Consider the following 25,514-nt stretch of genomic DNA (forward strand, 5'->3'; position numbering starts at 1 on the left):
ATGCTTAATCCCCCTGGTTTATCGGGTGAGCCATCATGGGCGCAAAGTTCGGACCCGCGGCATATCTCTGGATAATCTTCGGCTGCATCTTCGCCGGTGCCGTACACGACTACTTCGTGGGTATGCTCTCTATGCGCAACGGTGGTTGCGACCTGCCCGAACTCGTTCGGCGCTATCTCGGCGGAGCCGCATCTAAGGTGTTGTTGGTGTTCGCTGTCTTCCTGCTCATTATGCTCGGCACGGTGTTCGTGTATAGCCCAGCCGAGATATTGCATGGCATAAGCGGTTCGACAACCATGTGGATAACCATCATCTTCATCTATTACGTAGTGGCGACGATGCTACCTATCGACAAGATTATTGGTAAGATATACCCGCTCTTCTCATTCTCGCTGCTGTTCATGGCTGTGGCACTGATGGCTGTGCTGTTCGTGAAGTGGCCTGCACTGCCCGAACTGTGGGATGGCGTGGGCAATATGGGTAAGGCTGCCGACCCGGCTTCGTTCACCGATAATATTTTCCCGTGTCTGTTCATCACCATCGCCTGCGGTGCTATCAGTGGCTTCCACGCCACGCAGAGTCCGCTTATGGCTCGCTGTCTCACGTCGGAACGCAAGGGTAGACCAATCTTCTACGGCGCAATGATTACGGAAGGACTCGTGGCACTCGTGTGGGCTACGGTGTCGATGTGGTTCTTCTACGACGCTCCGCAGCCAGGATACGCTCAGATTGGTGGAACCATGGCTAACGGACTGCATACGTCGGCACCCGTCGTTGTGAACCTTGTCTGCAAAGACTGGCTCGGCATCGTGGGCGGCGTGCTCGCCATGCTCGGCGTGGTTGCTGCCCCGATAACAAGTGGCGACACTGCGTTCCGCTCAGCCCGTCTTATCATCGCTCAGGCGCTGAAACTCAGTCAGCGTGCAAAGAAGAACCGTCTGTATATCTGCGTGCCGCTCTTCGCTGCATCGTTCGCCATGCTCGTTTGGCAGATGGAGAACCCCGACGGCTTCAATACCATATGGCAGTACTTCGGATGGGCTAACCAGACGCTTTCTGTCTTCGCCCTCTGGACCATCACTGTTTATCTCGTTCGCGAGAGAAAGCCTTACGTCATAACGCTCGTGCCAGCCCTCTTTATGACTTGCGTCTGCACCACCTTCTTCATGGTGTCGAAGACTGCGCTCGGCTTGCCATACACCGTGGGCTACGGCGTCGGCGCAACCGCACTCGTCGTTGCCGCCGTGTGGTTTGTGGTGTGGATGAAGAAGTCGAACTGCAAAGGCTGATACTTTCTTTAGCTAAAAAAACAAATGCTTCTATGTAACGTGCGTTTAGTGCTGTTACATAGAGGCATTTGTTTTATACATGAGCTGTCAAATCTTTCCCTCTTCAGCGTAACTGTAGTAATTGCCGTCGGTGACGATGAGGTGGTCGATGAGGTAGAGGCGCATGGCATCGCACGCAGTCTTCAGTTTGTGCGTGATGCGGTCGTCGTCGCCAGAGGGGCGTGCGTTGCCGCTTGGGTGGTTGTGAATGAGCGTTAGCGTGGTGGCGTTGGCGAGCAGTGCTTCGCGCAGGATGACGCGCACGTCGACGGCAGTCTCGGTGAGTCCACCGTGCGAGAGCCGCACCGCCTTGATGAGTCGGAAACGCTGATTCATCAATAGTACCCATGCTTCCTCGGTGTCGAGGTCCTGCATCTTCGGGTGCATATACTCGTACACCGCCTGTGCCGACCCCATGTCAGGGCGTTCAGCAGCCTTCGTTGCCTGGCGTCGCTTGCCAAGTTCGCAGGCAGCAATGATGGTTATCGCCTTTGCTTCGCCGATACCCTTATACTGCATCAGTTCGTGCAGCGAGCGTTTGCCAAGCGTGTTGAGGTTGTTGTCGCAGGCACTCAGTATGCGTTGCATCAGTGCTACGGCACTCTCGCTCGTGCTGCCCGAACCGATGAGAATTGCTAATAGTTCGGCATCGGAAAGTGCTTCAGTTCCGCGGTCGCGCAGCTTCTCGCGAGGGCGGTCGGCTTCGGAAAGGTCGGATATCTTCAGTTGAGAATTGTTTTTTAGTTGAGAATTGAGAGTTGAGAGTTGAGAGTTATGATTACTCTTGTTGCTTATGTCGTTCATAGGTTGTTGTATTAATAGAAAGACGAAGGTTTGTTTTAGAATTTCCCACAGAACTCGCAGAACACACAGAATCTCTTGCTGAGATGTATTCCCACAGATTGCACGGATGTGCACAGATGTTGGAAATTTCTGTGAATTCTGTGTGTTCTGTGGGAACACGACGCAGCCTAACAATCTGTGTGCATCCGTACAATCAGTGGGAGACCCCCACAGAATTTCTTGCTGAGATGTATTCCCACAGAACGCGCAGAACACACAGAATTTTTTGCTGAGATGTTCTTCCACAGATTGCACAGATGTTGGAAAGTTCTGTGAATTCTGCGTGTTCTGTGGGAACACAACGCAGCCTAACAATCTGTGTGCATCTGTGCAATCTGTGGGAGACGCACCGCACCAAGACAATCTGTGGGAGGAAATTCTTATTTGTAAAAGTTTTTCTCGAACGCTGCGAATTCCGACTTACCTCGTACGCAGCGTTTCCACCATGCCTCGATGAAGCCGAAGCCGTAGCCCATGAGCTGCACGTAGGCAGCAGCGATGCTCTGCACACCAATCTTCAAGCTGCGGTTGAGGCGAGCCGAGTCGATGCAGATGAGGAGCGAGTAGAGCGCGAGCGGCACGAGTGGCAGCCACGCCAAGGTGGGGCAGAGTGCGAGCAGCACGATGCAGAGCGCGAGCATGGAGAGTACACCCACGGTGAACACCATAGGCAGCATGTGTACCAGTTTCAGCGACTCGGGATATTTCTTGTAAAGATTGATGCGTGCGATGCCCGAGTTGTACACCTGTCGGAAGAACTTGCGCAGGTCGGTGCGGCGCTTGTGCCACACCCATGCCTCGGGGAAGAGTCGGCAGCGCAGTCCGGCTTTGAAGATGCGTATGGAGAAGTCGATGTCCTCGCCGAAGCGCATCTTCGAGAATCCGCCCAGCTCCATGTATCGGTCGCGTCGCACGCCCATGTTGAACGAGCGTGGGTAGAACTTGTCGAGCTTCTTCTTTCCGCCGCGTATGCCACCGGTGGTGAAGAACGAGGTCATGGAGTAGGATATGGCTTTCTGAGTGTCGGTGAACGACGGGTGAGAGCTGTCCGGACCGCCAAAGGCATCGGCAGGCTCTCGCTGCAGCTCGGCTGACACGGCAGCCAGATAGCCCTCGGGCAGTACAACGTCGGAGTCGAGGATAAGCACGTAGTCGCCCTGCGCACGCTCCACACCGTAGTTGCGTGTCTGTCCAGGTCCGGAGTTGGGTTTAGTGAAATACTGGATGTTGAGTTGCTGCGCGTACTTCTCGCACACCTCCTGACAAGGCACGGCAGAGCCGTCCTCTACCACTACCACCTCAAAGTCGGTCTCCGACTGGTGTGTGAGGCTTTCGAGCAATTCGTCCACTTCGTCCGGACGATTGTAAACGGGAATAATTATGCTGTATTTCATTTCTTTATAGTTGACGAGTTGGCAAGTTGACGAGTTGACGAGTTGGCAAGAAACGAAAAAGAGTAAAAAAGTAAAGAGCACGATGAGGGCGCGTTAGCCGTTATCCCCAATGCTTTTTACTTTTTTACTCTTTACTATTTCTTATTCTGTTGCTCGATAAGGATTACTCCTTAACGCGCTGCAGGTAGCTACCGTCGCGTGTGTCAACCTGAACGAGGTCGCCTTCGTTAACGAAAAGAGGCACGCGAATCTCTACGCCAGTCTCGAGAGTTGCCGGCTTGAGAGTGTTTGTAGCAGTATCGCCCTTGATGCCCGGCTCAGAGTGAGTAACGCGGAGGTTAGTCTTAACCGGCATTTCGCCGAAGAGCACAGTCTCTGTAGAAGCGTCAGAAACGACCTCAACGATGTCGCTCTCCTTCATGAAGTCAACACCAGTGATGAGGTTGCCAGCGATAGGAATCTGGTCGTAAGTCTCCTGGTTCATGAAGATATAGTCGTCGCCCTCCTTGTAGAGGTACTGATACGGACGGCGCTCTACGCGTACGTCCTCAAGTTTCTCGCTGATGTCGAAGCGACGCTCCAACACGCGACCGTCAACAACGTTCTTCAACTTAACGCGCATGAAGGTGTTGCCCTTACCCGGCTTTACATGAAGGAAGTCGATTACGAAGAAGAGCTTGCCGTCCATACGGATGCAAGTTCCCATCTTGATGTCTTGTGAGTTAATCATTGCTATTTTTATTTATATTATTGTATTGTTTCCCAAAAATCGTTGCAAAGTTACTGAAAATCATGCACAAAAATGCAAGCTTATCTGTTTTTTTTACTCTAACACATCTTTATTTGCTAAATCGGGCATGAAAACGAAGAAAACATACGTGTGGTATGACTTTTATGAGACATAGACGAGCTAATAAGGTGGAAAAGTGTAGAAAAAACTAAAAAATGCAGCTAAAAAACGCTCAACTCTTTGTTGTTTAAAAAAATATGAGTAATTTTGCAACCCAAAAGTGTGAATAATAACAAATAAATAAAAATAAGACAATGAAAAGAACATTTCAGCCGCACAATCGTCGCCGCGTAAACAAGCATGGTTTCCGTGAGCGTATGGCTACAAAGAATGGTCGTCGCGTATTGGCTTCTCGCCGCGCACATGGCCGCAAGAAGTTGACTGTATCTGACGAGCACCACGGAAAGTAGTCGGCTGCGCCCGTTAGGGAATGGCAGACTGCGCGTGTCGCACGCAGACTTGTGACGACAAAAGGCAGCAAGAACTCCGAAAGGAATGCTTGCTGCCTTTTAACGTTTTAAACAAAAATATTGCGAAAAATTTGGCTAATCAGCAAATAATCAGTAACTTTGCACCCGCTTTAGTGGTATAGTGCCACAGGTAATAATGTATAACTATTTAAATTAAAAGAAACAAAAATGATTATTGTACAGGTAAAAGACGGTGAGAACATCGAAAGAGCACTCAAGAAGTTTAAGAGAAAGTTTGAGAAGACAGGCGTAGTGAAGGAACTCCGCGCTCGTCAGCAGTACAACAAGCCTTCTGTACTTAAGAGACTCAAGATGGAGCACGCTATCTACGTACAGCAGCTCCGTGCTAACGAGGAGTAATCTCCCCATTTCGACTAACATTTAATATGACGCGCACGCTTTGGGGTGAGCGCAGTCGGATGAACCAGGAGGTGTACACACTCAGACATATAATCATTCAAAAATACACATGCTAACTCACTTTTGTTAAAAGTAGGACAAGCAGATGACGGCAATAGCAGTTCGTTAATGAGCAGCTATTGCCGTTTTGTGTTTGTCGTGAGTCTCACAGTAAAATTCTTTCTCTATTCAATATGTGTGCACATCTGGTGAGGTAATATACACCCCGTGAGGTGCAAAGTGCGACGAATAGGTATCAAAACACCTCATAAAACGTGAAAAAACGAAAAAATACGAACGAAAACTTGCGAATAATAAAAATTCATCGTATATTCGTAGCGAAAAACAAAACGATATGCAAAAAGGTATTGACGGCTTTCTCGACTATCTGCGCTACGAGCGCAATCGCTCGGAGAATACAGTGGAGAGTTATCGTCGCGATCTTGAAGCATTCGAATGTTATTTCAGCACACTCGATAGCGAATTGACATTCGCAACGGTGGATACGGATATAGTGCGCGACTGGATGGAGTATATGCTCGAACAAGGCAATCGCGCCACATCAGTGGCACGCCGACTCAGTGCACTGAAGACCTACTACCGCTATCTCCTTGCAAGAGGATATGTAGAGCACGATCCGGCACACATAGTCTATCGCCCAAAGACCGACAGACCATTGCCACAGTTCGTCAGAGAAGAGCAGATGGATCAATTGCTCGACCATACGGAGTGGGGTGATACGTACGAAGCGCAACTCGAACGCACGATAGTGCTCATGTTTTACGAAACAGGTATGCGTCTTTCAGAACTCACCTCGCTCAACGATAGTTCGGTAGACTATGCACGTAGCGAGATACGCGTACATGGCAAGGGTAATAAGCAGCGAGCCATACCATTCGGCGGTGAGCTTGCCGAAGCACTCCGCTCATACACAGCATTGCGCGATGCGGAGGTGGCGCACAAAAACACCACAGCACTCTTTCGTACACAGCGAGGTGGACGCATGACTAACCCTCAGGTGCGCGAGATAGTGAGACGGCAACTCTCCACTGTGACCAATCTGAAGAAACGCTCGCCGCACGTGCTGCGTCATACCTTCGCTACCGCTATGCTCAATAATGGAGCTAATATCGAGAACGTGCAAAAGCTGCTCGGGCACGAACGTTTGTCAACCACCGAAATATACACCCACACCTCGTTCGAGCAACTAAAGCAAGCGTATAGTGAGGCGCATCCACGAAGCGGTACACCGCAAGAGTGATACACCTTAATTATATATATAGTAACACAAATGACCTTAAACAAAGAAAAGGAGGACACTATGAACGTAAAAATTCAGTCAATTCACTTTGACGCTACCGAAAAACTACAGGAATTCATCGAGAAGAAAGTTGCAAAGCTTGAGAAGACATTCGAGGATATTAGCAACGCAGAAGTGCAGCTTAAAGTAGTAAAGCCAGCCACTGCGCAGAACAAGGAGACAAGTCTTGAAGTAACCGTTCCAGGACAGAAACTCTTCGTTGAGAAAACATGCGACACCTTCGAAGAAGGCATCGATCTCTGTGTAGATGCAATGAAGGTACAACTTACTAAATTTAAGGAAAAAACACGCAAGATGTAAAAAAAAAAGCCGAAAAGTTTTGGCGAATAAAAAATAAGTCGTATCTTTGCAGCCGTTTTAGAACATGTCCTAAATGCAATCTTAAACGGCTGCAAGGATTTGCCTCTTTAGCTCAGTTGGCCAGAGCACGTGATTTGTAATCTCGGGGTCGTTGGTTCGAATCCGACAAGAGGCTCAAACAAACAGAAAACCTGAACGCAGTTTTTCTTCAGTATCTAAACGATACATTTACTAAAAGGATTGGGTGGTTACCAGAGTGGCCAAATGGGGCAGACTGTAAATCTGCTGGCGATGCCTTCGGTGGTTCGAATCCATCACCACCCACTTTCACTTCTTTTTGCGGAAATAGCTCAGTTGATAGAGCACTAGCCTTCCAAGCTGGGGGTCGCGGGTTTGAGCCCCGTTTTCCGCTCTAAGTTGCTGTAATAGCTCAGTGGTAGAGCACTTCCTTGGTAAGGAAGAGGTCCTGAGTTCAACTCTCAGTTACAGCTCTGCTTCTATTCTTAAATCAAGAATCGGGGAAAAACGAACATTCAATTTATATATAAAATAAGAAAGCTATGGCTAAAGAAACATTTGTGCGCACCAAACCGCACGTAAACATTGGTACAATTGGTCACGTTGACCATGGTAAGACTACTCTTACTGCTGCCATTTCTAAGACTCTTCACGATAGAGGCTTCGGTGGCGAGGATGTTAAGTCTTTCGACCAGATCGATAACGCTCCTGAGGAGAAAGAGCGTGGTATCACTATCAACTCAGCTCACATCGAGTACGAAACAGAAAAGCGTCACTATGCACACGTAGACTGTCCGGGTCACGCCGACTACGTTAAGAACATGGTAACTGGTGCTGCTCAGATGGACGGTGCTATCCTTGTAGTTGCTGCTACTGATGGTCCTATGCCTCAGACACGTGAGCACGTACTTCTCGCTCGTCAGGTAAACGTACCGCGTATGGTTGTTTTCTTGAACAAGTGCGATATGGTAGAGGATGAGGAGATGCTCGAGCTCGTAGAGATGGAGGTTCGCGAGATCCTCGACCAGTACGGCTATGAGGAGGAAACTCCTATCATCCGCGGTTCTGCTCTTGGTGCACTCAATGGTGTAGAGAAATGGGCTGACAAGGTAATGGAGCTTATGGACGCTGTTGATACATGGATTCAGGAGCCTCCACGTGACCTCGACAAACCATTCTTGATGCCTATCGAGGACGTATTCTCAATCACAGGTCGTGGTACTGTTGCTACTGGTCGTATCGAGACTGGTCGCGTTAAGGTAGGCGACGAGACAGAGCTCCTTGGCCTCGGTGAGGATAAGAAGTGTGTCGTTACTGGTGTTGAGATGTTCCGTAAGATCCTCGACGAGGGTGAAGCTGGCGATAACGTAGGTCTTCTCCTCCGTGGTATCGATAAGAACGAGATCAAGCGCGGTATGGTACTCTGCCACCCGGGTCAGATCAAGCCTCACAAGCACTTCAAGGCTTCTATCTACGTTTTGAAGAAGGAAGAGGGTGGTCGTCACACACCGTTCGGCAACAAGTATCGTCCTCAGTTCTACCTCCGTACTATGGACTGCACAGGCGAGATCAAGCTTCCTGAGGGAGTTGAGATGGTAATGCCTGGTGACAACGTAGAGATCGAGGTTGAGCTCATCTACGCAGTAGCTCTGAATGAGGGCCTTCGTTTCGCTATCCGCGAGGGTGGTCGTACAGTAGGTTCTGGTCAGATCACAAAGATCCTCGAAGACTAATTCGTCGATCCACAGTCTCCTAAGAGGCTGGATTAAATAAAAATAGTTCCCGTATCGCTTCGGCATCGGGAACTATCCTACGGGAATAGCTCAGTCGGTAGAGCACTGGTCTCCAAAACCAGGTGTCGGGAGTTCGAGCCTCTCTTCCCGTGCTAAAAAGAAGATAATATGTTTAAGAAGTTTGTAAATTATTGCAAGACTTGTTACGACGAACTTGCGCATAAAACAACTTGGCCAAGTTATGCCGAACTAAACCATAGTGCAGTGATTGTATTATCTGCTTCCCTTGTCGTTGCAGCTGTGGTGTTCGCTATGGACTCTCTGTTCAAGTGGGCTATGAGCATGGTTTACCCAGGTTAATCGTTTTCAAGAAAATGGCTAAGACAGAAAAAAAATGGTACGTGCTTCGTGCTGCCAGTGGTAAGGAATTCAAAGTGAAAGAGTACCTTGACGCTGAGATTAAGCACAATCCATTACTTCAGACGCATGTTTCGCAAGTGGTTCTGCCGCTCGAGAAACACGCATCTTTGCGTAATGGAAAAAGAGTAATCAAGGAGAAAATATCACTCCCTGGTTATGTGTTCGTAGAAGCTGCCCTCGTGGGCGATGTAGCTCACACGCTACGTTTCATGCCGAACGTTTTAGGCTTTCTTGGAGGCTTGGATAACCCCTCACCAGTTCCGCAGTCGGAAATCAATCGTATGCTCGGTTCATGCGAGGAAACGGAGATTGAAGACAACATTGACATCCCGTACGTAGTTGACGAGACTGTCAAGGTAACGGACGGACCGTTCTCAGGTTTCAGTGGCATCATCGAAGAGGTGAATGTCGAGAAGCGCAAACTAAAGGTGATGGTCAAGATCTTCGGACGCAAAACTCCGTTGGAATTAGGTTTTATGCAAGTCGAAAAAGAAGGCTAACGCAAGGTTACGAATGCGTTCAGAATTCTTTTATATTAAATCAATTTAAATATTAACAGACAAAATGGCTAAAGAAGTTGCTGGATTAATCAAATTACAGATTAAAGGTGGCGCTGCGAATCCTTCTCCTCCAGTAGGACCTGCACTTGGTTCTAAGGGTATTAACATCATGGGATTCTGCAAAGAGTTCAACGCCAGAACCCAGGATAAGGCAGGTAAGGTAATTCCTGTTGTTATCACTTACTACACCGATAAATCGTTCAGCTTCGAACTTAAGACTCCTCCTGCAGCTATACAGCTGAAAGAGGCTGCTAAAGTTAAGAGTGGCTCAGCTCAGCCTAACCGCCAGAAAGTTGGTAAAGTAACTTGGGAGCAGGTAAAAGCAATCGCTGAGGACAAACTGAAAGATTTGAACTGCTTTACAGTTGCATCGGCTATGAGACTCGTTGCTGGTACAGCAAGAAGTATGGGTATCACTGTAGAGGGAGACTTCCCTGAAAATGTTTAATAACTTCAATTTTTAAGAAATGAAACTGACAAAAAATCAAAAATCAGTAGCTGACAAGGTTGAAGCAGGGAAGATGTACACATTGAAAGAGGCTTCAGAGCTGGTAAAGGAAATTACCACTACCAAGTTCGATGCTTCTCTCGATATTGACGTACGCTTGGGCGTTGACCCACGTAAGGCTAACCAGATGGTTCGTGGCGTGGTTTCTCTTCCCAACGGTACCGGTAAGGTAACACGCGTACTCGCTCTCTGTACTCCTGACCAGGAGGCTGCTGCTAAGGAAGCAGGTGCTGACTACGTAGGTCTTGACGAGTATATCGAAAAGATCAAGGGTGGTTGGACAGACATCGACGTTATTATCACTATGCCGTCATGCATGGGTAAGATTGGTCCTATCGGCCGTATCCTCGGTCCGCGTGGATTGATGCCTAACCCTAAGAGCGGCACCGTAACAATGGACGTTGCCAAGGCAGTTAAGGAAGTAAAGCAGGGTAAGATTGATTTCAAGGTTGACAAGGCTGGTATTATCCACACTTCAATCGGTAAGGTAAGCTTCACTCCGGAGGCAATCTATCAGAATGCTAAGGAGTTCATCGCTACCATCATCAAGCTCAAGCCTGCTGCTGCTAAAGGTACATATATCAAGAGTATCTTTATTTCAAGCACTATGAGTAAGGGTATCAAGGTTGATCCTAAATCAGTTGAGTAACTCTAAAAGTTTTGTAAAATGAAGAAAGAAGTAAAAGATACTATTATTGCCGAGCTCGGTGCGAAGCTGAAGGAGTTCCCTCACTTCTACCTCGTTGACCTCGCAGGTCTCAACGCCGAGGCTACAAGCAACCTCCGTCGCAAGTGCTTCAAGAACGATATCAAGATGATTGTCGTTAAGAACACACTTCTCCGCGAGGCTTTCCAGGCAAGCGATATTGATTTCGAGCCTCTGTACGGCGCACTCAAGGGCACTACAGCAGTTATGTTCGCTCACACAGCTAACGTTCCTGCAAAGCTCCTTAAGGAATACGCTAAGGAAGGTGTACCTGCACTTAAGGGTGCATATGCTGAGGAGACAATCTTCGGCGCAGATCAGCTCGAGGCTCTCGTAGCTATCAAGAGCAAGAACGAGGTTATTGCAGAAATTGTTGCACTGCTCCAGTCACCTGCAAAGAACGTTATCTCTGCTCTTCAGTCAGGCGCAAACACTATTCATGGTGTGCTTAAGACTTTGGGCGAGCGTCCTGAGTAATATAACTACAAGTCAAAGAACATTAACATTAAAAACAATTAAAATTTAAATACAATGGCAGATATTAAAGCTCTTGCTGAAGAATTGGTAAATCTTACAGTAAAGGAAGTAAACGAGTTGGCAACAGTCCTCAAGGACGAGTATGGTATTGAGCCTGCTGCTGCAGCTGTAGCTGTAGCTGCTGGTCCTGCAGCAGGTGGTGCTGATGCAGCTGAGGAGAAGACATCTTTCGATGTTGTCCTCGCTGAGGTAGGTGCTGCAAAGCTCCAGGTTGTAAAGGCAGTTAAGGAAGCTTGCGGTCTTGGCTTGAAGGAAGCTAAGGACCTCGTAGACGCTGCTCCTACTAAGATCAAGGAAGGTCTCTCTAAGGAAGAGGCTGAGAACTTGAAGAAGGCTATCGAGGAGTCAGGTGCTAAGGTAGAGCTCAAGTAATAACAGCTTACAATTCAAATGTCGGGTTTAACGCTGCTAAGCAGTATTTAGGAAAGGTTAACCCGATATTTTAAAATTAGCAAATATGGTTAGGATCTTCCAAGTAGGTGGGTCCTAACCTTTTTGTGTCTTTCCGCTTATTTAGATTTTTTATCACCCATAATAACTTCTGATGGCTTCAAAAATTGTTGATAACAGAGTAAATTTTGCCAGCGTCCATAATCCGTTGCCATATCCGGATTTCCTCGATGTGCAGTTAAAGTCTTTCAAGGACTTCTTACAGTTAGACACTCCGCCTGAGGAACGCAAGAATGACGGTTTGTATAAGGTGTTCTCAGAGAACTTCCCTATCACCGACACACGTAACAATTTCGTTCTTGAGTTCTTGGATTACTATATCGACCCGCCACGCTACTCTATTGATGAGTGTCTTGAGCGCGGTCTTACATATAGCGTACCTTTAAAGGCTAAGATGAAACTCTACTGTACGGATCCCGATCACGAAGACTTCGGTACATTCATACAGGACGTATTCCTTGGCACTATCCCATACATGACCGATAACGGCACATTCGTTATCAACGGTGCAGAGCGCGTTGTTGTTTCGCAGTTGCATCGTTCGCCAGGTGTGTTCTTTGGTCAGGGTGTGCACGCCAATGCTACAGTGCTCTACTCGGCACGTATCATCCCATTCAAGGGCTCATGGATTGAGTTCGCTACCGACATCAACAACGTGATGTATGCTTACATCGACCGTAAGAAGAAGTTGCCCGTAACAACTCTTCTGCGTGCTATGGGCTTCGAGCAGGATAAGGATATCCTTCAGATATTCGACCTTGCTGAGGAAGTGAAGGTGAACAAGAAGAACATGAAGGCTGCCATCGGTCGCAAGCTCGCTGCACGTGTATTGAAGACCTGGAACGAGGACTTCGTAGACGAAGATACAGGCGAGGTTGTATCTATCGAGCGTAACGAGATGATTATGGAGCGCGAGACAGTGCTCACCGAGGAGAACATCGATGACATCCTCGAGTCGGGCAGTGCTTCTATCCTTCTCCACAAGGATGCAGAGGCAGCTACACGCTACTCAATCATCTTCAACACACTCGCTAAGGACCCGTCTAACTCTGAGAAGGAGGCTGTGCTCTACATCTATCGTCAGCTCCGCAATGCTGACCCTGCTGATGACGCATCAGCACGCGAGGTGTTCCAGAATATATTCTTCTCTGACAAGCGTTACGACCTCGGTGAGGTAGGACGCTACCGTATCAATAAGAAGCTTGGTCTCGACATCGACTCTGAGACACGTGTTCTTACAAAGGAGGATATCATTGCCATCATCCGCTATCTCATCCAGTTGGTTAACTCTAACGCAACTGTTGACGATATTGACCACCTCTCTAACCGTCGCGTACGCACCGTAGGCGAGCAGCTCAGCAACCAGTTCTCTATCGGTCTGGCACGTATGAGCCGCACTATCCGCGAGCGTATGAACGTGCGTGATAATGAGGTGTTCCAGCCGACCGACCTTATCAACGCCAAGACTATCTCAAGCGTTGTTAGCTCGTTCTTCGGAACCAACCCATTGTCGCAGTTCATGGACCAGACCAACCCGCTTGCCGAGGTTACTCACAAGCGTCGTCTCTCAGCTCTTGGTCCTGGCGGTCTTTCACGTGAGCGTGCAGGTTTCGAGGTGCGCGACGTTCACTACACACACTACGGACGTCTTTGCCCGATTGAGAGCCCTGAGGGTCCGAACATCGGTCTTATCTCGTCTCTCTGCGTTTATGCAACTATCAACGAGCTCGGCTTCATCGCCACTCCTTACCGCCGTGTAAAGGATTCGCTCGTCGACCTCAATAACGACCACGTTGTTTACCTCACCGCTGAGGAGGAGGAAGACCACGTAATCGGTCAGGGTAATGCCCCTCTGCGTGAGGACGGCTCGTTCATCCGCGACAACGTTAAGTGTCGTCAGAACGCCGAGTTCCCTGTAGTACCGCCATCAGACGTAGACCTCATGGACGTTGCTCCGCAGCAGATTGCATCTGTGTCAGCAGGTCTCATCCCGTTCTTGGAGCACGACGACGGTCACCGCGCACTCATGGGATGTAACATGATGCGCCAGGCAGTGCCATTGCTTCACAACGATGCACCTATCGTAGGTACGGGTCTTGAGAAGCAGGTGTGCGAGGACTCTCGTACAATGATTACTGCAGAGGGCGAAGGCGTTATCGAATACGTTGACGCTACAACAATCCGCATCCTCTATGACCGCACCGACGATGAAGAATTCGTAAGCTTCGAGCCGGCTCTCAAGGAGTACCGCATACCGAAGTTCCGCCGCACCAACCAGAACATGACCATCGACTTGCGTCCTATCTGCAACAAGGGTCAGCGCGTTAAGAAGGGCGACATCCTCACCGAGGGTTACGCTACAGAGAATGGCGAGCTCGCACTCGGTCGTAACCTCCTCGTGGCTTACATGCCGTGGAAGGGTTACAACTATGAGGACGCTATCGTGCTTTCAGAGCGCATGATTCGCGACGACGTGCTTACATCTGTACACGTTGACGAGTACTCACTCGACGTTCGCGAGACAAAGCGTGGCATGGAGGAATTCACAAGCGATATTCCTAACGTTTCAGAGGAAGCTACAAAGGACCTCGACGACAACGGTATCGTTCGCATCGGTGCACGTATCGAGCCGGGCGACATCCTTATCGGTAAGATTTCGCCGAAGGGCGAGAGCGATCCGTCGCCGGAGGAGAAACTGCTCCGCGCCATCTTCGGCGATAAGGCAGGCGACGTGAAGGACTCTTCACTCAAGGCAAACCCATCGCTCAGCGGTGTTGTTATCGACAAGAAACTCTTCTCTCGTGCCGTTAAGACACGCGAGTCGAAGAAGCAGGACAAGGTGATACTCGCTAAGATTGACGAGGAGTACGAGGCAAAGAACGACGACTTGAAGGACATCCTTGTTGACAAGCTCCTCACACTCACCGAGGACAAGGTTTCGCAGGGTGTTAAGGACTACTCAGGTGCTGAGATTATCACAAAGGGCACCAAGTTCACAGCTACAATGCTGAAGAACCTCGAGTACGACGGCATTCAGTCGAACGACTGGACCGGCGACGAGCACACCGATAAGCTCATTTCTAAGCTCATCATGAACTACATACGCAAGTACAAGCTGCTCGACGCAGAACTCAAGCGTAAGAAGTTCGCTATCACTATCGGCGACGAGCTGCCGTCAGGCATCCTCCAGATGGCTAAGGTGTACGTTGCCAAGAAGCGTAAGATCGGCGTAGGTGATAAGCTTGCAGGTCGTCACGGTAACAAGGGTATCGTATCTAAGATTACACGTATGGAGGATATGCCATTCCTCGAGGACGGTCGTCCAGTCGACTTGGTACTGAACCCGCTTGGTGTGCCTTCACGTATGAACCTCGGTCAGATCTTCGAGGCTATCCTCGGTGCTGCTGGTCGTAAGCTCGGTGTTAAGTTCGCTACACCTATCTTCGACGGCGCTCACCTTGAGGACCTCTCTGAATGGACTGACAAGGCAGGTCTGCCGCATCTCTGCTCTACCCACCTCTACGATGGTGAGACAGGCGAGCGCTTCGACCAGCCAGCTACAGTAGGTGTGACATACTTCTTGAAACTCGGTCACATGGTTGAGGACAAGATGCACGCCCGTTCTATCGGTCCGTACTCGCTCATCACACAGCAGCCACTCGGTGGTAAGGCACAGTTCGGTGGTCAGCGTTTCGGTGAGATGGAGGTTTGGGCTATCGAGGCATTCGGTGCCAGCCACGTGCTTCAGGAAATTCTGACAATCAAGTCCGACGATACAGTGGGCCGTTCTAAGGCTTACGAGGCTATCGTTAAGGGTGACCCAATGCCTACACCAGGCATCCCAGAGTCGCTCAACGTGCTCTTGCATGAGCTCCGCGGTCTTGGTCTGAGCATCAAACTTGATTAATCCGAACATCCCAAAACTATAGAAATATATGGCTTTCAAGAAAGATATAAAAGTTAAGAATAATTTCACGAAGATTACCATCGGACTCGCCTCTCCGGAGGAAATCCTGGAAAATTCGTATGGTGAGGTTACCAAGCCAGAGACCATCAACTATCGCACCTATAAGCCCGAGCGCGACGGCTTGTTCTGCGAGCGCATCTTCGGTCCGACACGCGACTATGAGTGTGCCTGCGGCAAGTACAAGCGCATCCGTTACAAGGGTATCGTTTGCGACCGATGCGGTGTTGAGGTGACGGAGAAGAAGGTACGCCGTGAGCGTAGCGGACACATCGAGCTCGTTGTGCCTGTGGCTCACATCTGGTACTTCCGCTCGCTGCCTAACAAGATTGGTTACTTGCTCGGTATGCCGACAAAGAAGCTCGACGCTGTTATCTACTACGAGAAGTACGTAGTTATCCAGCCAGGTGCGTTCGAAGGACGCACCGACGAGCAGGGCGAGGAGTATAACGGTTCGCACAAGATGGACCTCCTCTCAGAGGAAGAGTATCTCGACATCATCGAGAACAAGCTCGGCTCTGAGAACGACCTTCTTGAGGACACCGACCCGAATAAGTTCATCGCAAAGATGGGTGCAGAGGCTGTTTACGACCTGCTCGCAGGTCTCGACCTCGACTCTCTTTCATACGAGTTGCGCGACCGTGCCAACAACAACTCTTCGCAGCAGCGTAAGACAGAGGCTTTGAAGCGTCTGCAGGTTGTAGAGGCATTCCGTGGAAGTAAGGGCGTAAACCGTCCGGAGTGGATGATCATGAAGATTATTCCCGTTACTCCGCCGGAGCTCCGTCCGCTCGTTCCGTTGGACGGTGGTCGTTTCGCAACATCCGACCTCAACGACCTCTATCGTCGTGTTATTATCCGTAACAACCGTCTGAAGCGTCTCGTAGAGATTAAGGCTCCTGAGGTAATCCTCCGCAACGAGAAGCGTATGCTTCAGGAGGCAGTGGATAGCCTCTTCGACAACTCACGCAAGTCGAGCGCCGTTAAGAGCGATGCCAACCGTCCGCTGAAGTCACTCTCCGACTCGCTGAAGGGTAAGCAGGGACGTTTCCGTCAGAACCTCCTCGGTAAGCGTGTCGACTACTCAGCACGTTCGGTTATCGTTGTAGGTCCGGAGCTGAAGATGGGCGAGTGCGGTCTGCCGAAACTTATGGCAGCCGAGCTCTACAAGCCGTTCATCATCCGCAAACTCATCGAGCGCGGCATCGTGAAGACCGTGAAGAGCGCTAAGAAGATTGTTGACCGTCGCGAGCCGGTTATCTGGGACATCCTCGAGAACGTTATGAAGGGTCACCCCGTAATGCTCAACCGTGCACCGACACTTCACCGTCTCGGTATTCAGGCGTTCCAGCCGAAACTCATCGAGGGTAAGGCAATCCAGCTCCACCCGTTGGCATGTACAGCGTTCAACGCCGACTTCGACGGCGACCAGATGGCTGTTCACCTTCCGTTGAGCAACGAGGCTATCCTCGAGGCTCAGGTGCTGATGCTTCAGAGCCACAACATCCTCAACCCTGCCAACGGCGCTCCTATCACAGTGCCGTCACAGGATATGGTGCTCGGTCTCTACTATATCACAAAGCTCCGCCCAGGTGCTAAGGGCGCAGGTCTTTCGTTCTACGGCGACGAGGAAGCTATCATAGCTTACAACGAGGGCAAGTGCGACCTCCACGCTCCGGTTAAGGTAATTGTGAAGGACCTCGTAGACGGTCAGCTCCAGAAGCGTATGGTGGAGACATCTGTCGGACGTGTCATCGTCAACCAGATCATCCCAGAGGAAGTAGGCTTCTTCAATGATATCATCTCTAAGAAGACACTGCGCGGACTCATCTCCGACGTTATTAAGGCTGTAGGTATGGCTCGCGCCTGCGAGTTCCTCGACGGCATCAAGAACCTCGGTTACCGCATGGCTTACGTTGCAGGTCTTTCGTTCAACCTCGACGATATCATCATCCCGCCAGAAAAGAAGGAAATCGTGGATCGCGGTCACGAAGAGATTCGCGCCATCCAGGACAACTATAACATGGGCTTCATCACTGAGAACGAGCGTTACAACCAGGTGATCGATACCTGGACTCACGTGAACAACGACCTCGCAAGCATCCTTATGAAGGAGATGACCGAGGCAGACCAGGGCTTCAACGCCGTATTCATGATGCTCGATTCTGGTGCCCGTGGTTCTAAGGACCAGATTAAGCAGCTCTCAGGTATGCGTGGTCTTATGGCTAAGCCTATGAAGGCAGGTGCTGAGGGACATCAGATTATCGAGAACCCGATTATCTCTAACTTCAAGGAGGGTATGTCAGTGCTCGAGTACTTCATCGCTTCGCACGGTGCCCGTAAGGGTCTTGCCGATACCGCTATGAAGACAGCCGACGCCGGTTACCTTACACGTCGTCTTGTAGACGTTTCGCACGACGTAATCATCTCTGAGGAGGATTGCGGCACACTGCGCGGTCTTGTCTGCACAGCGTTGAAGAACGGCGACGAGATAGTTTCCTCACTCGGCGAGCGCATCCTCGGTCGTGTGTCAGTACACGACGTTGTCGACCCACGCACAGGAGAGGTTATCGTCAACGCAGGCGAGGAGATTACAGAGGCTAAGGCACAGCTCATCGAGAACTCTCCAATCGAGAGCGTAGAGATTCGTTCAGTGCTCACTTGCGAGAGCAAGAAGGGTGTCTGCATGAAGTGCTACGGTCGCAACCTCGCTACACAGCGCATGGTACAGCTCGGCGAGGCTGTCGGTGTCATCGCAGCTCAGGCTATCGGTGAGCCGGGTACACAGCTTACTCTCCGTACCTTCCACGCCGGTGGTGTGGCTGGTAACGCAGCTGCCAACGCTTCTATCACAGCAAAGAACGACTGCAAGCTTAAGTTCGAGGACCTCCGTGTCGTTCCGTTCGTAGAGAACAACGGCGAGAAGGATGTCAACTGCCAGATGGTAGTGAGCCGTCTTACAGAGTTGCAGTTCGTCGACCCGAATACCGACATCGCACTCGCTTCTGTCAACGTGCCTTACGGTTCTTCGCTCTACTTCAAGGAGGGCGACGTTGTCAAGAAGGGCGACCTCATCGCTAAGTGGGACCCGTTCAACGCCGTTATCGTTACCGAGTACGCAGGTACTCTCCGCTTCAACGACGTTATCGAGGGCATCACATACCGCGCTGAGACCGACGAGGCAACAGGCCTTACCGAGAAGATTATCACCGACTCTAAGGACAAGTCGAAGGTTCCGACCTGCGACGTGCTCGACGCAAACGGTGAGGTAATCGGTACATACAACTTCCCGGTAGGCGGTCACGTAGTATGCGACGACGGTCAGACCGTCAAGACCGGTACCACACTCGTTAAGATTCCACGTGCAGCAGGTTCTGCAGGCGATATCACCGGTGGTCTCCCACGTGTAACCGAGCTCTTCGAGGCTCGCAACCCGTCTAACCCGGCTGTCGTATCAGAAATCGACGGTGAGGTGACAATGGGTAAGGTGAAGCGTGGCAACCGCGAGATCATCGTTACATCGAAGACTGGCGACCAGCGCAAGTACCTCGTATCGCTCTCTAAGCAGATTCTTGTACAGGAGCACGATGCCGTACGCGCAGGCACACCGCTTTCTGACGGTATCATAACTCCGGGCGACATCCTCGCCATCAAGGGTCCTACCGCCGTTCAGGAGTACATCGTTAACGAGGTGCAGGACGTTTACCGTCTGCAGGGTGTGAAGATCAACGACAAGCACTTCGAGATTATCGTTCGCCAGATGATGCGCAAGGTACAGATCGACGAGCCGGGCGATACAACATTCCTCGAGCAGGAGATGGTAGACAAGCTCGACTTCGCTGAGGAGAACGACCGCATCTGGGGCAAGAAGTACGTCACCGACGCTGGTGACTCTGACGTGCTCAAGGTTGGTCAGATTGTTTCGGCACGCAAGCTGCGCGATGAGAACTCAAGCCTCAAACGCCGCGACCTCCGTCTCGTTCAGGTTCGCGACACCGTGCCTGCTACATCTACACAGATTCTGCAGGGTATCACACGTGCCGCTCTCCAGACCAAGAGCTTCATCTCGGCTGCTTCGTTCCAGGAGACAACCAAGGTGCTCAACGAGGCTGCTATCCGCGGTAAGGTCGACTTCCTTGAGGGTATGAAGGAGAACGTTATCTCCGGTCACCTCATCCCGGCAGGTACCGGTCTGCGTCAGTGGGACAAGCTCATCGTGGGTTCACGCGAGGAGTACGACCGTATGCAGGCTAACCGCCGCAACGTGACCGACTACTCTAACGAGGAATCAGCTGAATAAAGTATAAATCCCGATATCACTGTCCGGTTCTTTAGCCGGACAGCGGTATGACAGAATAAAAACAGAAAACGCTGCAAGCGAGTCTTCACCGACTGCTTGCAGCGTTTTTGTATATATGTGTATATGTAATTATACCCTTTCGGGTGTAATCTCAAACAGTTTACTTGATATTACACCCGAAAGGGTATAAACTCGATGCTTCGAACCATCATCTTAGCATCAGCATCCTTTTCAGAATAAGTCGTTTGTACTGCCGTTTGAAGTCGTCGGGTAGGAACGATGCCTCTATAAGTTCAATCCATTTCATCAGTGCCTTGCGGAATTTCTTCGCAATGTTGTCGAGCACTTTCTCGTTCACGCCCGAAGCTATTATCGACTTCTCGAAGTCGCTGCGCCTTATGCGCGCCTTCTTGCCGTTGAGCGTCAGCGCCAGTTCTTCCTTGTCCTCTGGCATCACGATAGCCGTCGAAAGCAGGTCGTATGCCGGTGTCAGACTGTAACCCATCGACGATTTGTATAGCGAGAAATTCTTCAGATGCATGTCCGAGTTGCCCGTAATCCACGAGAACACCACCACCTCCCAAAAATTCACGAGGTCGAGCTGCGGCACCGCCGAATACTTCTTAATATGCTTCGCAATCTGCTCGTACGAGCCCTTGTACTTGTATTCGGTCAGTCGTTCCGTCAATTGGCACATGTCTTCCATTGCAATCTTCGATCCGTCGCGTTCGCGGTCTATGCGCCGCGTTATGTAGCACAGCTCACCGTCGGCAAAGCGAATGAGCGAGTGGGGCACGACGGCTATCTTCGCCGCCTCCGCCATGTGCATCGTCAGGTCCTCTATTTCGGGCAGCGCACGGTAGGCGTCGGTCTGCGGCTTCAGAATGTAGCGTCCCCACAGCCCCACGATAGTGAATCGGTCGGGCTCGTTTTTCCCGCCCGGGTTCACGTCGAGCGACAGCTTCGCCTGCACGCCGGTCAGCGTTGTCTGTGCCCGCACCACCTGCTTTGCGAGCTCAGCAATCTCGCTGCGTCTGTAGGGCAGCGTCGGCACCTCCTTCACGCCGAACATCTTGCGTGCGCAGGCAGGGTGAAAGTCCTTTTGGCCATCCTTCAGCGGCTTGTAGCAGTAAAGGCATTTTTCCATCATAATCAAGAGTTTTTTAGTTAGCAATACCTCAGTTCGGGTTGTGCGCCGTGCCGTCGGCTTCCTCCTCCGGCACCACGCTCACCGCTCCGATGCAGTCCTTGCAGCAGGCGAGCAGCAGCGACATACGGTCGCGCTGGTTTATCTTCCAGCTGCGTTCCGCAATGTTCAGCAGCCAACCCTCCGGCACCAGTCCGTCGAAGAACGGAAAGAGCACCTTGTCCTCATACGGTTCTTCGCGCAGCGGCATCGTGAGGCTGATAGGCTCAGCACCATCCGCTGCGAGATACTCGCTGTCGTACACAAAGTGGAAGCCGTTCTCGTCCTCCGTCAGCCGACCGGCGTAGCGGTCGTACATATAAATCTTTGCACTCTTCATAGTTGGTAATGTTATGATGTGTGTGGCACTGCGCCAACTTCGTGTCCGAACAGCGCGAGCACCTGGTTTATTTTGTCTATGCGCAGCGTCTGCTTACCCTGCTCCAGTTCGCGCACGAAGCGTAGTCCCACGCCCGACTTTTCCGCTAAGTCCACCTGCGTGAGGTTGAACATACGTCGGTGTTCCTTTACGAATGCAGCTATTGATGTTTCCATATATATACAATTATACCCTTTCGGGTGCAAATATATATAATTTATTTAATATTGCACCCGAAAGGGTATAGTTTTTTTCTTGAACATTTGCGTATGCATTACTCTCTGTTGATTCGTTCCACCAATTCATATGGTGTAAGTATATCCATCTTTGAGAAGCCGAACCACTTTTTACCCAAGTCCTTGATGGAAGCTCCTATGTGATACACATCATCGTCTATGCAAAGGAAGCGGTCATGTGATAAGCGGAATGTTTCAATATCAATCGGTGCATATTGAGCATTATGACGGTCAATGTCGAGTTGGAATTGGCGGCTTATCTGCTGAGTGTAGATGATTGCAGACACGCTGTTTTTTCTTTTATCAAGCAATGTCAATACAGTCTCGTCAACATAGTTGTCGATAAGGATAATACGTTTCTTCGCACTCTTAATCAAGTCGGACACGAAAGTGTAGGCATCATAAATTTGCCCATTGTAGAACACACCTTGCTTTGGCTTTGCGTTGCCCTCATCCAATCTGCGAAATACTTCTTCTATACGCTTGTCGGATTCTTGCAAGTGTTGTTGCATTTCCAATTGATGGTATTCCATAGTCGAGAGACGCTGAAACACTTCGGCATTGTTCTGTAGAAAGTGACGCATTGAAGTGAAAGCTCGCATTATTCGAATATTCACTTCAATCGCAGCGTCAGAACGTAAAACACTACTAAGCATAGCGACTCCGTTTTCAGTAAATACGTAAGGCATGTATTTCAAATGTTGTCCGCGTCCTTCGTTTAAGGTCGCAATTTGCGACCTTAAACATTCGTCCTTGGTCAATTGAAACATGAAATCTTCTGGAAATCGTTTAATATTACGTTTTACTTGCTCATTAAGACGCTTTGTTTCAACGCCATAAAGTGTGGCAAGGTCACGGTCAAGCATAACTTGTTGTCCTCTAATGACTTTTATTAGAGGCTCTATATTGTCAACACCAACCAACTGGTCACAATTTGTGACCAGTTCTCCTTTATCTTGATGTTCTATGTTATTTGCCATAATTCAATCTCTATTTTTTGAAATCACAAATTGTGACCTTAAATATATTGTTTATTGTTGCATGCAAAGATAGTGCTTTTAGCCGTTAAGCCAATATTGCACAAACCTTTTTTAAAAGAACGTAAAATCAATAGTCTTATAGCGGTGGTTGTACTTTTAGTAATCGCTTCTATCGTGTCCTTCAACGGGTAGCAGGAGCGAATACCAATTCCTACTTATTATAATGTATATCATGCGTAATAAAAGCGCATTATGCTTTGCAAATATAGATAAAAATTCCGAGTTACAAGTTTGTTAGGGTAAAAAACAAAAAAGATGCGAAAAATAATAGTCTTCACTTGGCTAAACTCTAAAATAGGAATATAAGGTTAGGCGATTAGAGTATTGCAACGTTGTATTTTGTTAGATATGTTATAGTCCTGTAAAGTTTCAGTACGTGAAAAAATCCACCATATCTTCCAGTATCGTCGTAACTTGCAGATTACGAGCACGATAAAGGCTGGTAGATAGGCTTCCGAGAGCGATATCTGCCAGCCTATCTGCCAGCCTATCTACCAGCCTATCTACCAGCCTATCTACCAGCCTATTTGTCGCCCGATCTGCCACGCCGTTCTCATTACCCTGCTACCACAACATCATTGCCACGCTACGGCAACATCATTGCCCTGCTACGGCAATGTCATTGTCCTGCTACGGCAACATCATTTTGTTGTTGTTTAACGCGTTGAGTTGACTATTTTCGGTCTTAGTTGTAAAGCTAATTGAGCCAATTAAGGTGAAAAAATGGGCTTCAATAGTGCGGATTATGTGAAATTTTGGGGTGTTTATGTGGTGGATTATGTGAAATTTTTGGTGTTTATAGTGCGGATTATGTGAAATTTTGGGTATTTATAGTGCGGATTATGTGAAAAATATGGGTGTTTATGCGGTGGATTATGTGAAAATAAATACTCAACTACTTGCTTTATAACTATAAAAGACGTATTTTTGCAAAAACATATTTTTAAAAATCATTTTTGAAAAAATCATTTTCTAAAGATGGAGTTTGTAGATAGAATCAAGGAGCAGAAGCGGCTTCAACGTGCCTTTGGCTCAAACAAACGTAAGTTTGTCGTGGTGTATGGTCGGCGTCGTCTTGGCAAGTCGACATTGCTGAAGCGTGTGATAACAGAGGATGATATCTACTTTGAGGCAGCGCGCCAGGAGACGCAAGTGCAGATATCGCTTCTCGCCACTACTATAGCCGACAGGTATGAAGGTTTCGACATGCCGGTATACCCCTCGTGGCATTCGATATTGACGGCGTTCAACAAGGTATGCCGTGAGAATACTGTGCTTGTACTCGACGAGTTCCCTTATATGGTGGAGAAAGATTCGGCGTTGCCCTCTGTTCTTCAGACGCTTGTCGACAGCGGAGAGTTGCGCTATCATCTTGTTGTCTGTGGTTCGTCGCAGCGTATGATGCAGCGTTTCGTGCTTGACAAGTCAGACCCTCTCTATGGACGTGCACACGAGCGTATGAACCTGCGTCCGATACGTCCGCAATATTGGCAGGAGGTCATGCGTTTAGATGCCGTCAGCACCATTGAGGAGTACAGCGTGTGGGGTGGTGTGCCACGCTATTGGGCTCTGCGTGAGGAGTACGGCTCGTTCTGCGAGGCGGTAGAAGAGCTTGTGCTCGACGAGCACGGTATGCTGAACGGAGAACCGAGTGCGTTGTTCGTTGACGAGGCAAGCGACATAGCCCCATTCCAGTCGATAATGACAGCGATTGGGCATGGCAACACGCGCTATTCGGCTGTTGCTTCAGTCATAGGCAAGAAGACGACGGAGATTTCGAAGCCGTTATCGGCACTTGTGGAGATGTCGTATATCTGTAAGGATGTTCCGTTCGGCGAGAGCGAGGAGAAGACGAAGAAGACTCTCTACGTCATAAACGACAACTTTATGGCGTTCTACTACACCTTCATAGAGCCTCACCGCTCGATGCTTGCACTGGGCAGAACGGCGTTTGTTATGCAAAAGATAAGGGCTGGTTTTCCTGCGCATGTCGGCAAGGTGTGGGAACAGTTGTGCCAAGCAGCTGTGTCGGGCAACGAATTGTTCGGACATACATGGAACATGGCGCGCCGTTGGTGGGGCAAGGTGCCCGTGTATGAGGATGGACGCAAGACTCCCGTGGGTTTTGACGACTTGGAGTTTGACGTTGTAGCCGAGGCGGTGGATGCAAAGGATACCATACTTGTGGGCGAGTGCAAATGGAAGGCTGCCGACTATGCAGATCGTCTTCTCGTGCAGCTGAAAGCTAAAGCCGAAAAGGCTCCGTTTGCGCAAGGCAAGAAGATTGTTTATGTGCTATTTCTGAAGGAGCCACCTCTTTCTGCTGCCGATTGTCATGTGTTTTTACCTGATGACGTGCTGAAATATCAGCCCGAATAATGGCTGCGGGTATATATGTTTTTTAGTCGCGCTGCGCTACTTTTAGTCGAAACCTTACGAAGTTTCGCCAAAAAACGGTATATTTGCAATCGAAAGAAACAAGCGGGGGCGCACGCAGAAGCGGTGCTGCCGAATAAAACTACAGACACATGGCACGATTCTATTCGCTTAAGAAGAAGGACGAGGACGACGCGAAGACAGCCGATCCGTTCGGCGTGCTGCGTCCGAAAGTGAAGAATGCAGAACAACAACA

General features: G+C 49.5%; 22 protein-coding genes and 5 tRNA genes. 20 read left to right on the forward strand and 7 right to left on the reverse strand.

What is annotated here, in order from left to right; genetic code table 11:
* Positions 1–35: 35 nt before the first annotated feature.
* Positions 36–1,289, forward strand: coding sequence for a carbon starvation CstA family protein (locus HMPREF0673_RS03175; protein WP_007897866.1), 1,254 nt, complete (start codon positions 36–38; stop codon positions 1,287–1,289).
* A gap of 87 nt (positions 1,290–1,376) precedes the next feature.
* On the opposite strand, the gene radC is transcribed toward HMPREF0673_RS03175, so the two are convergent.
* The 3 genes from radC to efp form a co-directional block, all read right to left on the reverse strand.
* On the reverse strand, positions 1,377–2,132 hold the full coding sequence (radC, locus tag HMPREF0673_RS03180; protein ID WP_157591616.1) for a RadC family protein: 756 nt from the start codon (positions 2,130–2,132) through the stop codon (positions 1,377–1,379).
* Between the two features lie 419 nt (positions 2,133–2,551).
* Entirely contained in the window at positions 2,552–3,565 is a 1,014-nt protein-coding gene (locus HMPREF0673_RS03185) for a glycosyltransferase family 2 protein (RefSeq protein WP_007897868.1), read from the reverse strand.
* Positions 3,566–3,728: 163 nt separating this feature from the next.
* Positions 3,729–4,295, reverse strand: coding sequence for an elongation factor P (gene efp, locus HMPREF0673_RS03190; protein WP_007897870.1), 567 nt, complete (start codon positions 4,293–4,295; stop codon positions 3,729–3,731).
* A gap of 314 nt (positions 4,296–4,609) precedes the next feature.
* Between efp and rpmH the strand changes: the two genes are divergently transcribed.
* From rpmH to rpoC, 18 genes are all read left to right on the forward strand, one after another.
* Positions 4,610–4,765 (forward strand): 50S ribosomal protein L34, encoded by a 156-nt coding sequence (gene rpmH / locus HMPREF0673_RS03195; protein WP_004351099.1) that lies wholly within the window; start codon positions 4,610–4,612, stop codon positions 4,763–4,765.
* Between the two features lie 228 nt (positions 4,766–4,993).
* Positions 4,994–5,185, forward strand: a complete 192-nt coding sequence (gene rpsU, locus HMPREF0673_RS03200) for a 30S ribosomal protein S21 (RefSeq protein ID WP_007897876.1) — start codon at positions 4,994–4,996, stop codon at positions 5,183–5,185.
* 394 nt (positions 5,186–5,579) lie between these two features.
* Positions 5,580–6,485: a tyrosine-type recombinase/integrase gene (locus HMPREF0673_RS03205; protein WP_007897879.1), complete on the forward strand. Its 906-nt coding sequence runs from the start codon at positions 5,580–5,582 to the stop codon at positions 6,483–6,485.
* Positions 6,486–6,545: 60 nt separating this feature from the next.
* Entirely contained in the window at positions 6,546–6,845 is a 300-nt protein-coding gene (gene hpf / locus HMPREF0673_RS03210; RefSeq protein WP_040596315.1) for a ribosome hibernation-promoting factor, HPF/YfiA family, read from the forward strand.
* 101 nt (positions 6,846–6,946) lie between these two features.
* Positions 6,947–7,020 (forward strand) — tRNA-Thr (locus HMPREF0673_RS03215).
* A 67-nt stretch (positions 7,021–7,087) separates the two neighbouring features.
* Positions 7,088–7,169 (forward strand) — tRNA-Tyr (locus HMPREF0673_RS03220).
* A 15-nt stretch (positions 7,170–7,184) separates the two neighbouring features.
* Positions 7,185–7,257 (forward strand) — tRNA-Gly (locus HMPREF0673_RS03225).
* Positions 7,258–7,264: 7 nt separating this feature from the next.
* Positions 7,265–7,336: transfer RNA gene (locus HMPREF0673_RS03230), tRNA-Thr, on the forward strand.
* Positions 7,337–7,405: 69 nt separating this feature from the next.
* Positions 7,406–8,596 carry an elongation factor Tu gene (gene tuf, locus HMPREF0673_RS03235; protein WP_007897882.1) on the forward strand — a complete coding sequence of 397 codons (1,191 nt, stop codon included), beginning with the start codon at positions 7,406–7,408 and terminating at the stop codon, positions 8,594–8,596.
* A gap of 79 nt (positions 8,597–8,675) precedes the next feature.
* Positions 8,676–8,748 (forward strand) — tRNA-Trp (locus HMPREF0673_RS03240).
* Positions 8,749–8,764: 16 nt separating this feature from the next.
* The gene (gene secE, locus HMPREF0673_RS03245; RefSeq protein ID WP_007897884.1) at positions 8,765–8,956 is read left to right on the forward strand and encodes a preprotein translocase subunit SecE; all 192 of its coding nucleotides are present in this window, start codon (positions 8,765–8,767) and stop codon (positions 8,954–8,956) included.
* A gap of 14 nt (positions 8,957–8,970) precedes the next feature.
* A complete protein-coding gene (gene nusG, locus HMPREF0673_RS03250; RefSeq protein ID WP_007897886.1) occupies positions 8,971–9,516 on the forward strand; it encodes a transcription termination/antitermination protein NusG in 546 nt (181 codons plus the stop codon).
* A 64-nt stretch (positions 9,517–9,580) separates the two neighbouring features.
* Positions 9,581–10,024 (forward strand): 50S ribosomal protein L11, encoded by a 444-nt coding sequence (rplK, locus tag HMPREF0673_RS03255; protein ID WP_007897892.1) that lies wholly within the window; start codon positions 9,581–9,583, stop codon positions 10,022–10,024.
* 19 nt (positions 10,025–10,043) lie between these two features.
* Entirely contained in the window at positions 10,044–10,733 is a 690-nt protein-coding gene (rplA, locus tag HMPREF0673_RS03260) for a 50S ribosomal protein L1 (protein ID WP_007897894.1), read from the forward strand.
* 18 nt (positions 10,734–10,751) lie between these two features.
* On the forward strand, positions 10,752–11,267 hold the full coding sequence (gene rplJ, locus HMPREF0673_RS03265; RefSeq protein ID WP_007897896.1) for a 50S ribosomal protein L10: 516 nt from the start codon (positions 10,752–10,754) through the stop codon (positions 11,265–11,267).
* Positions 11,268–11,321: 54 nt separating this feature from the next.
* On the forward strand, positions 11,322–11,699 hold the full coding sequence (gene rplL, locus HMPREF0673_RS03270; protein WP_007897899.1) for a 50S ribosomal protein L7/L12: 378 nt from the start codon (positions 11,322–11,324) through the stop codon (positions 11,697–11,699).
* Between the two features lie 172 nt (positions 11,700–11,871).
* Complete coding sequence (gene rpoB, locus HMPREF0673_RS03275; protein ID WP_007897901.1) at positions 11,872–15,684, forward strand: DNA-directed RNA polymerase subunit beta; 3,813 nt, start codon at positions 11,872–11,874, stop codon at positions 15,682–15,684.
* Positions 15,685–15,712: 28 nt separating this feature from the next.
* Positions 15,713–20,041 carry a DNA-directed RNA polymerase subunit beta' gene (gene rpoC, locus HMPREF0673_RS03280; RefSeq protein WP_007897904.1) on the forward strand — a complete coding sequence of 1,443 codons (4,329 nt, stop codon included), beginning with the start codon at positions 15,713–15,715 and terminating at the stop codon, positions 20,039–20,041.
* A gap of 208 nt (positions 20,042–20,249) precedes the next feature.
* Here the strand turns inward: rpoC and HMPREF0673_RS03285 are convergent, their stop codons facing one another.
* The 4 genes from HMPREF0673_RS03285 to HMPREF0673_RS03300 form a co-directional block, all read right to left on the reverse strand.
* Entirely contained in the window at positions 20,250–21,188 is a 939-nt protein-coding gene (locus HMPREF0673_RS03285) for a HipA domain-containing protein (RefSeq protein WP_040596316.1), read from the reverse strand.
* 31 nt (positions 21,189–21,219) lie between these two features.
* Positions 21,220–21,567: a HipA N-terminal domain-containing protein gene (locus tag HMPREF0673_RS03290; protein WP_007897912.1), complete on the reverse strand. Its 348-nt coding sequence runs from the start codon at positions 21,565–21,567 to the stop codon at positions 21,220–21,222.
* Positions 21,568–21,578: 11 nt separating this feature from the next.
* Entirely contained in the window at positions 21,579–21,782 is a 204-nt protein-coding gene (locus HMPREF0673_RS03295; RefSeq protein WP_007897914.1) for a helix-turn-helix transcriptional regulator, read from the reverse strand.
* A 98-nt stretch (positions 21,783–21,880) separates the two neighbouring features.
* Positions 21,881–22,822 carry an ORF6N domain-containing protein gene (locus tag HMPREF0673_RS03300; protein WP_007897916.1) on the reverse strand — a complete coding sequence of 314 codons (942 nt, stop codon included), beginning with the start codon at positions 22,820–22,822 and terminating at the stop codon, positions 21,881–21,883.
* 1,038 nt (positions 22,823–23,860) lie between these two features.
* Between HMPREF0673_RS03300 and HMPREF0673_RS03305 the strand changes: the two genes are divergently transcribed.
* Positions 23,861–25,261 (forward strand): ATP-binding protein, encoded by a 1,401-nt coding sequence (locus tag HMPREF0673_RS03305; RefSeq protein WP_007897926.1) that lies wholly within the window; start codon positions 23,861–23,863, stop codon positions 25,259–25,261.
* Positions 25,262–25,514 lie beyond the last annotated feature (253 nt).

The sequence above is a fragment of the Leyella stercorea DSM 18206 genome, assembly GCF_000235885.1.
GTDB lineage: Bacteria > Bacteroidota > Bacteroidia > Bacteroidales > Bacteroidaceae > Prevotella > Prevotella stercorea.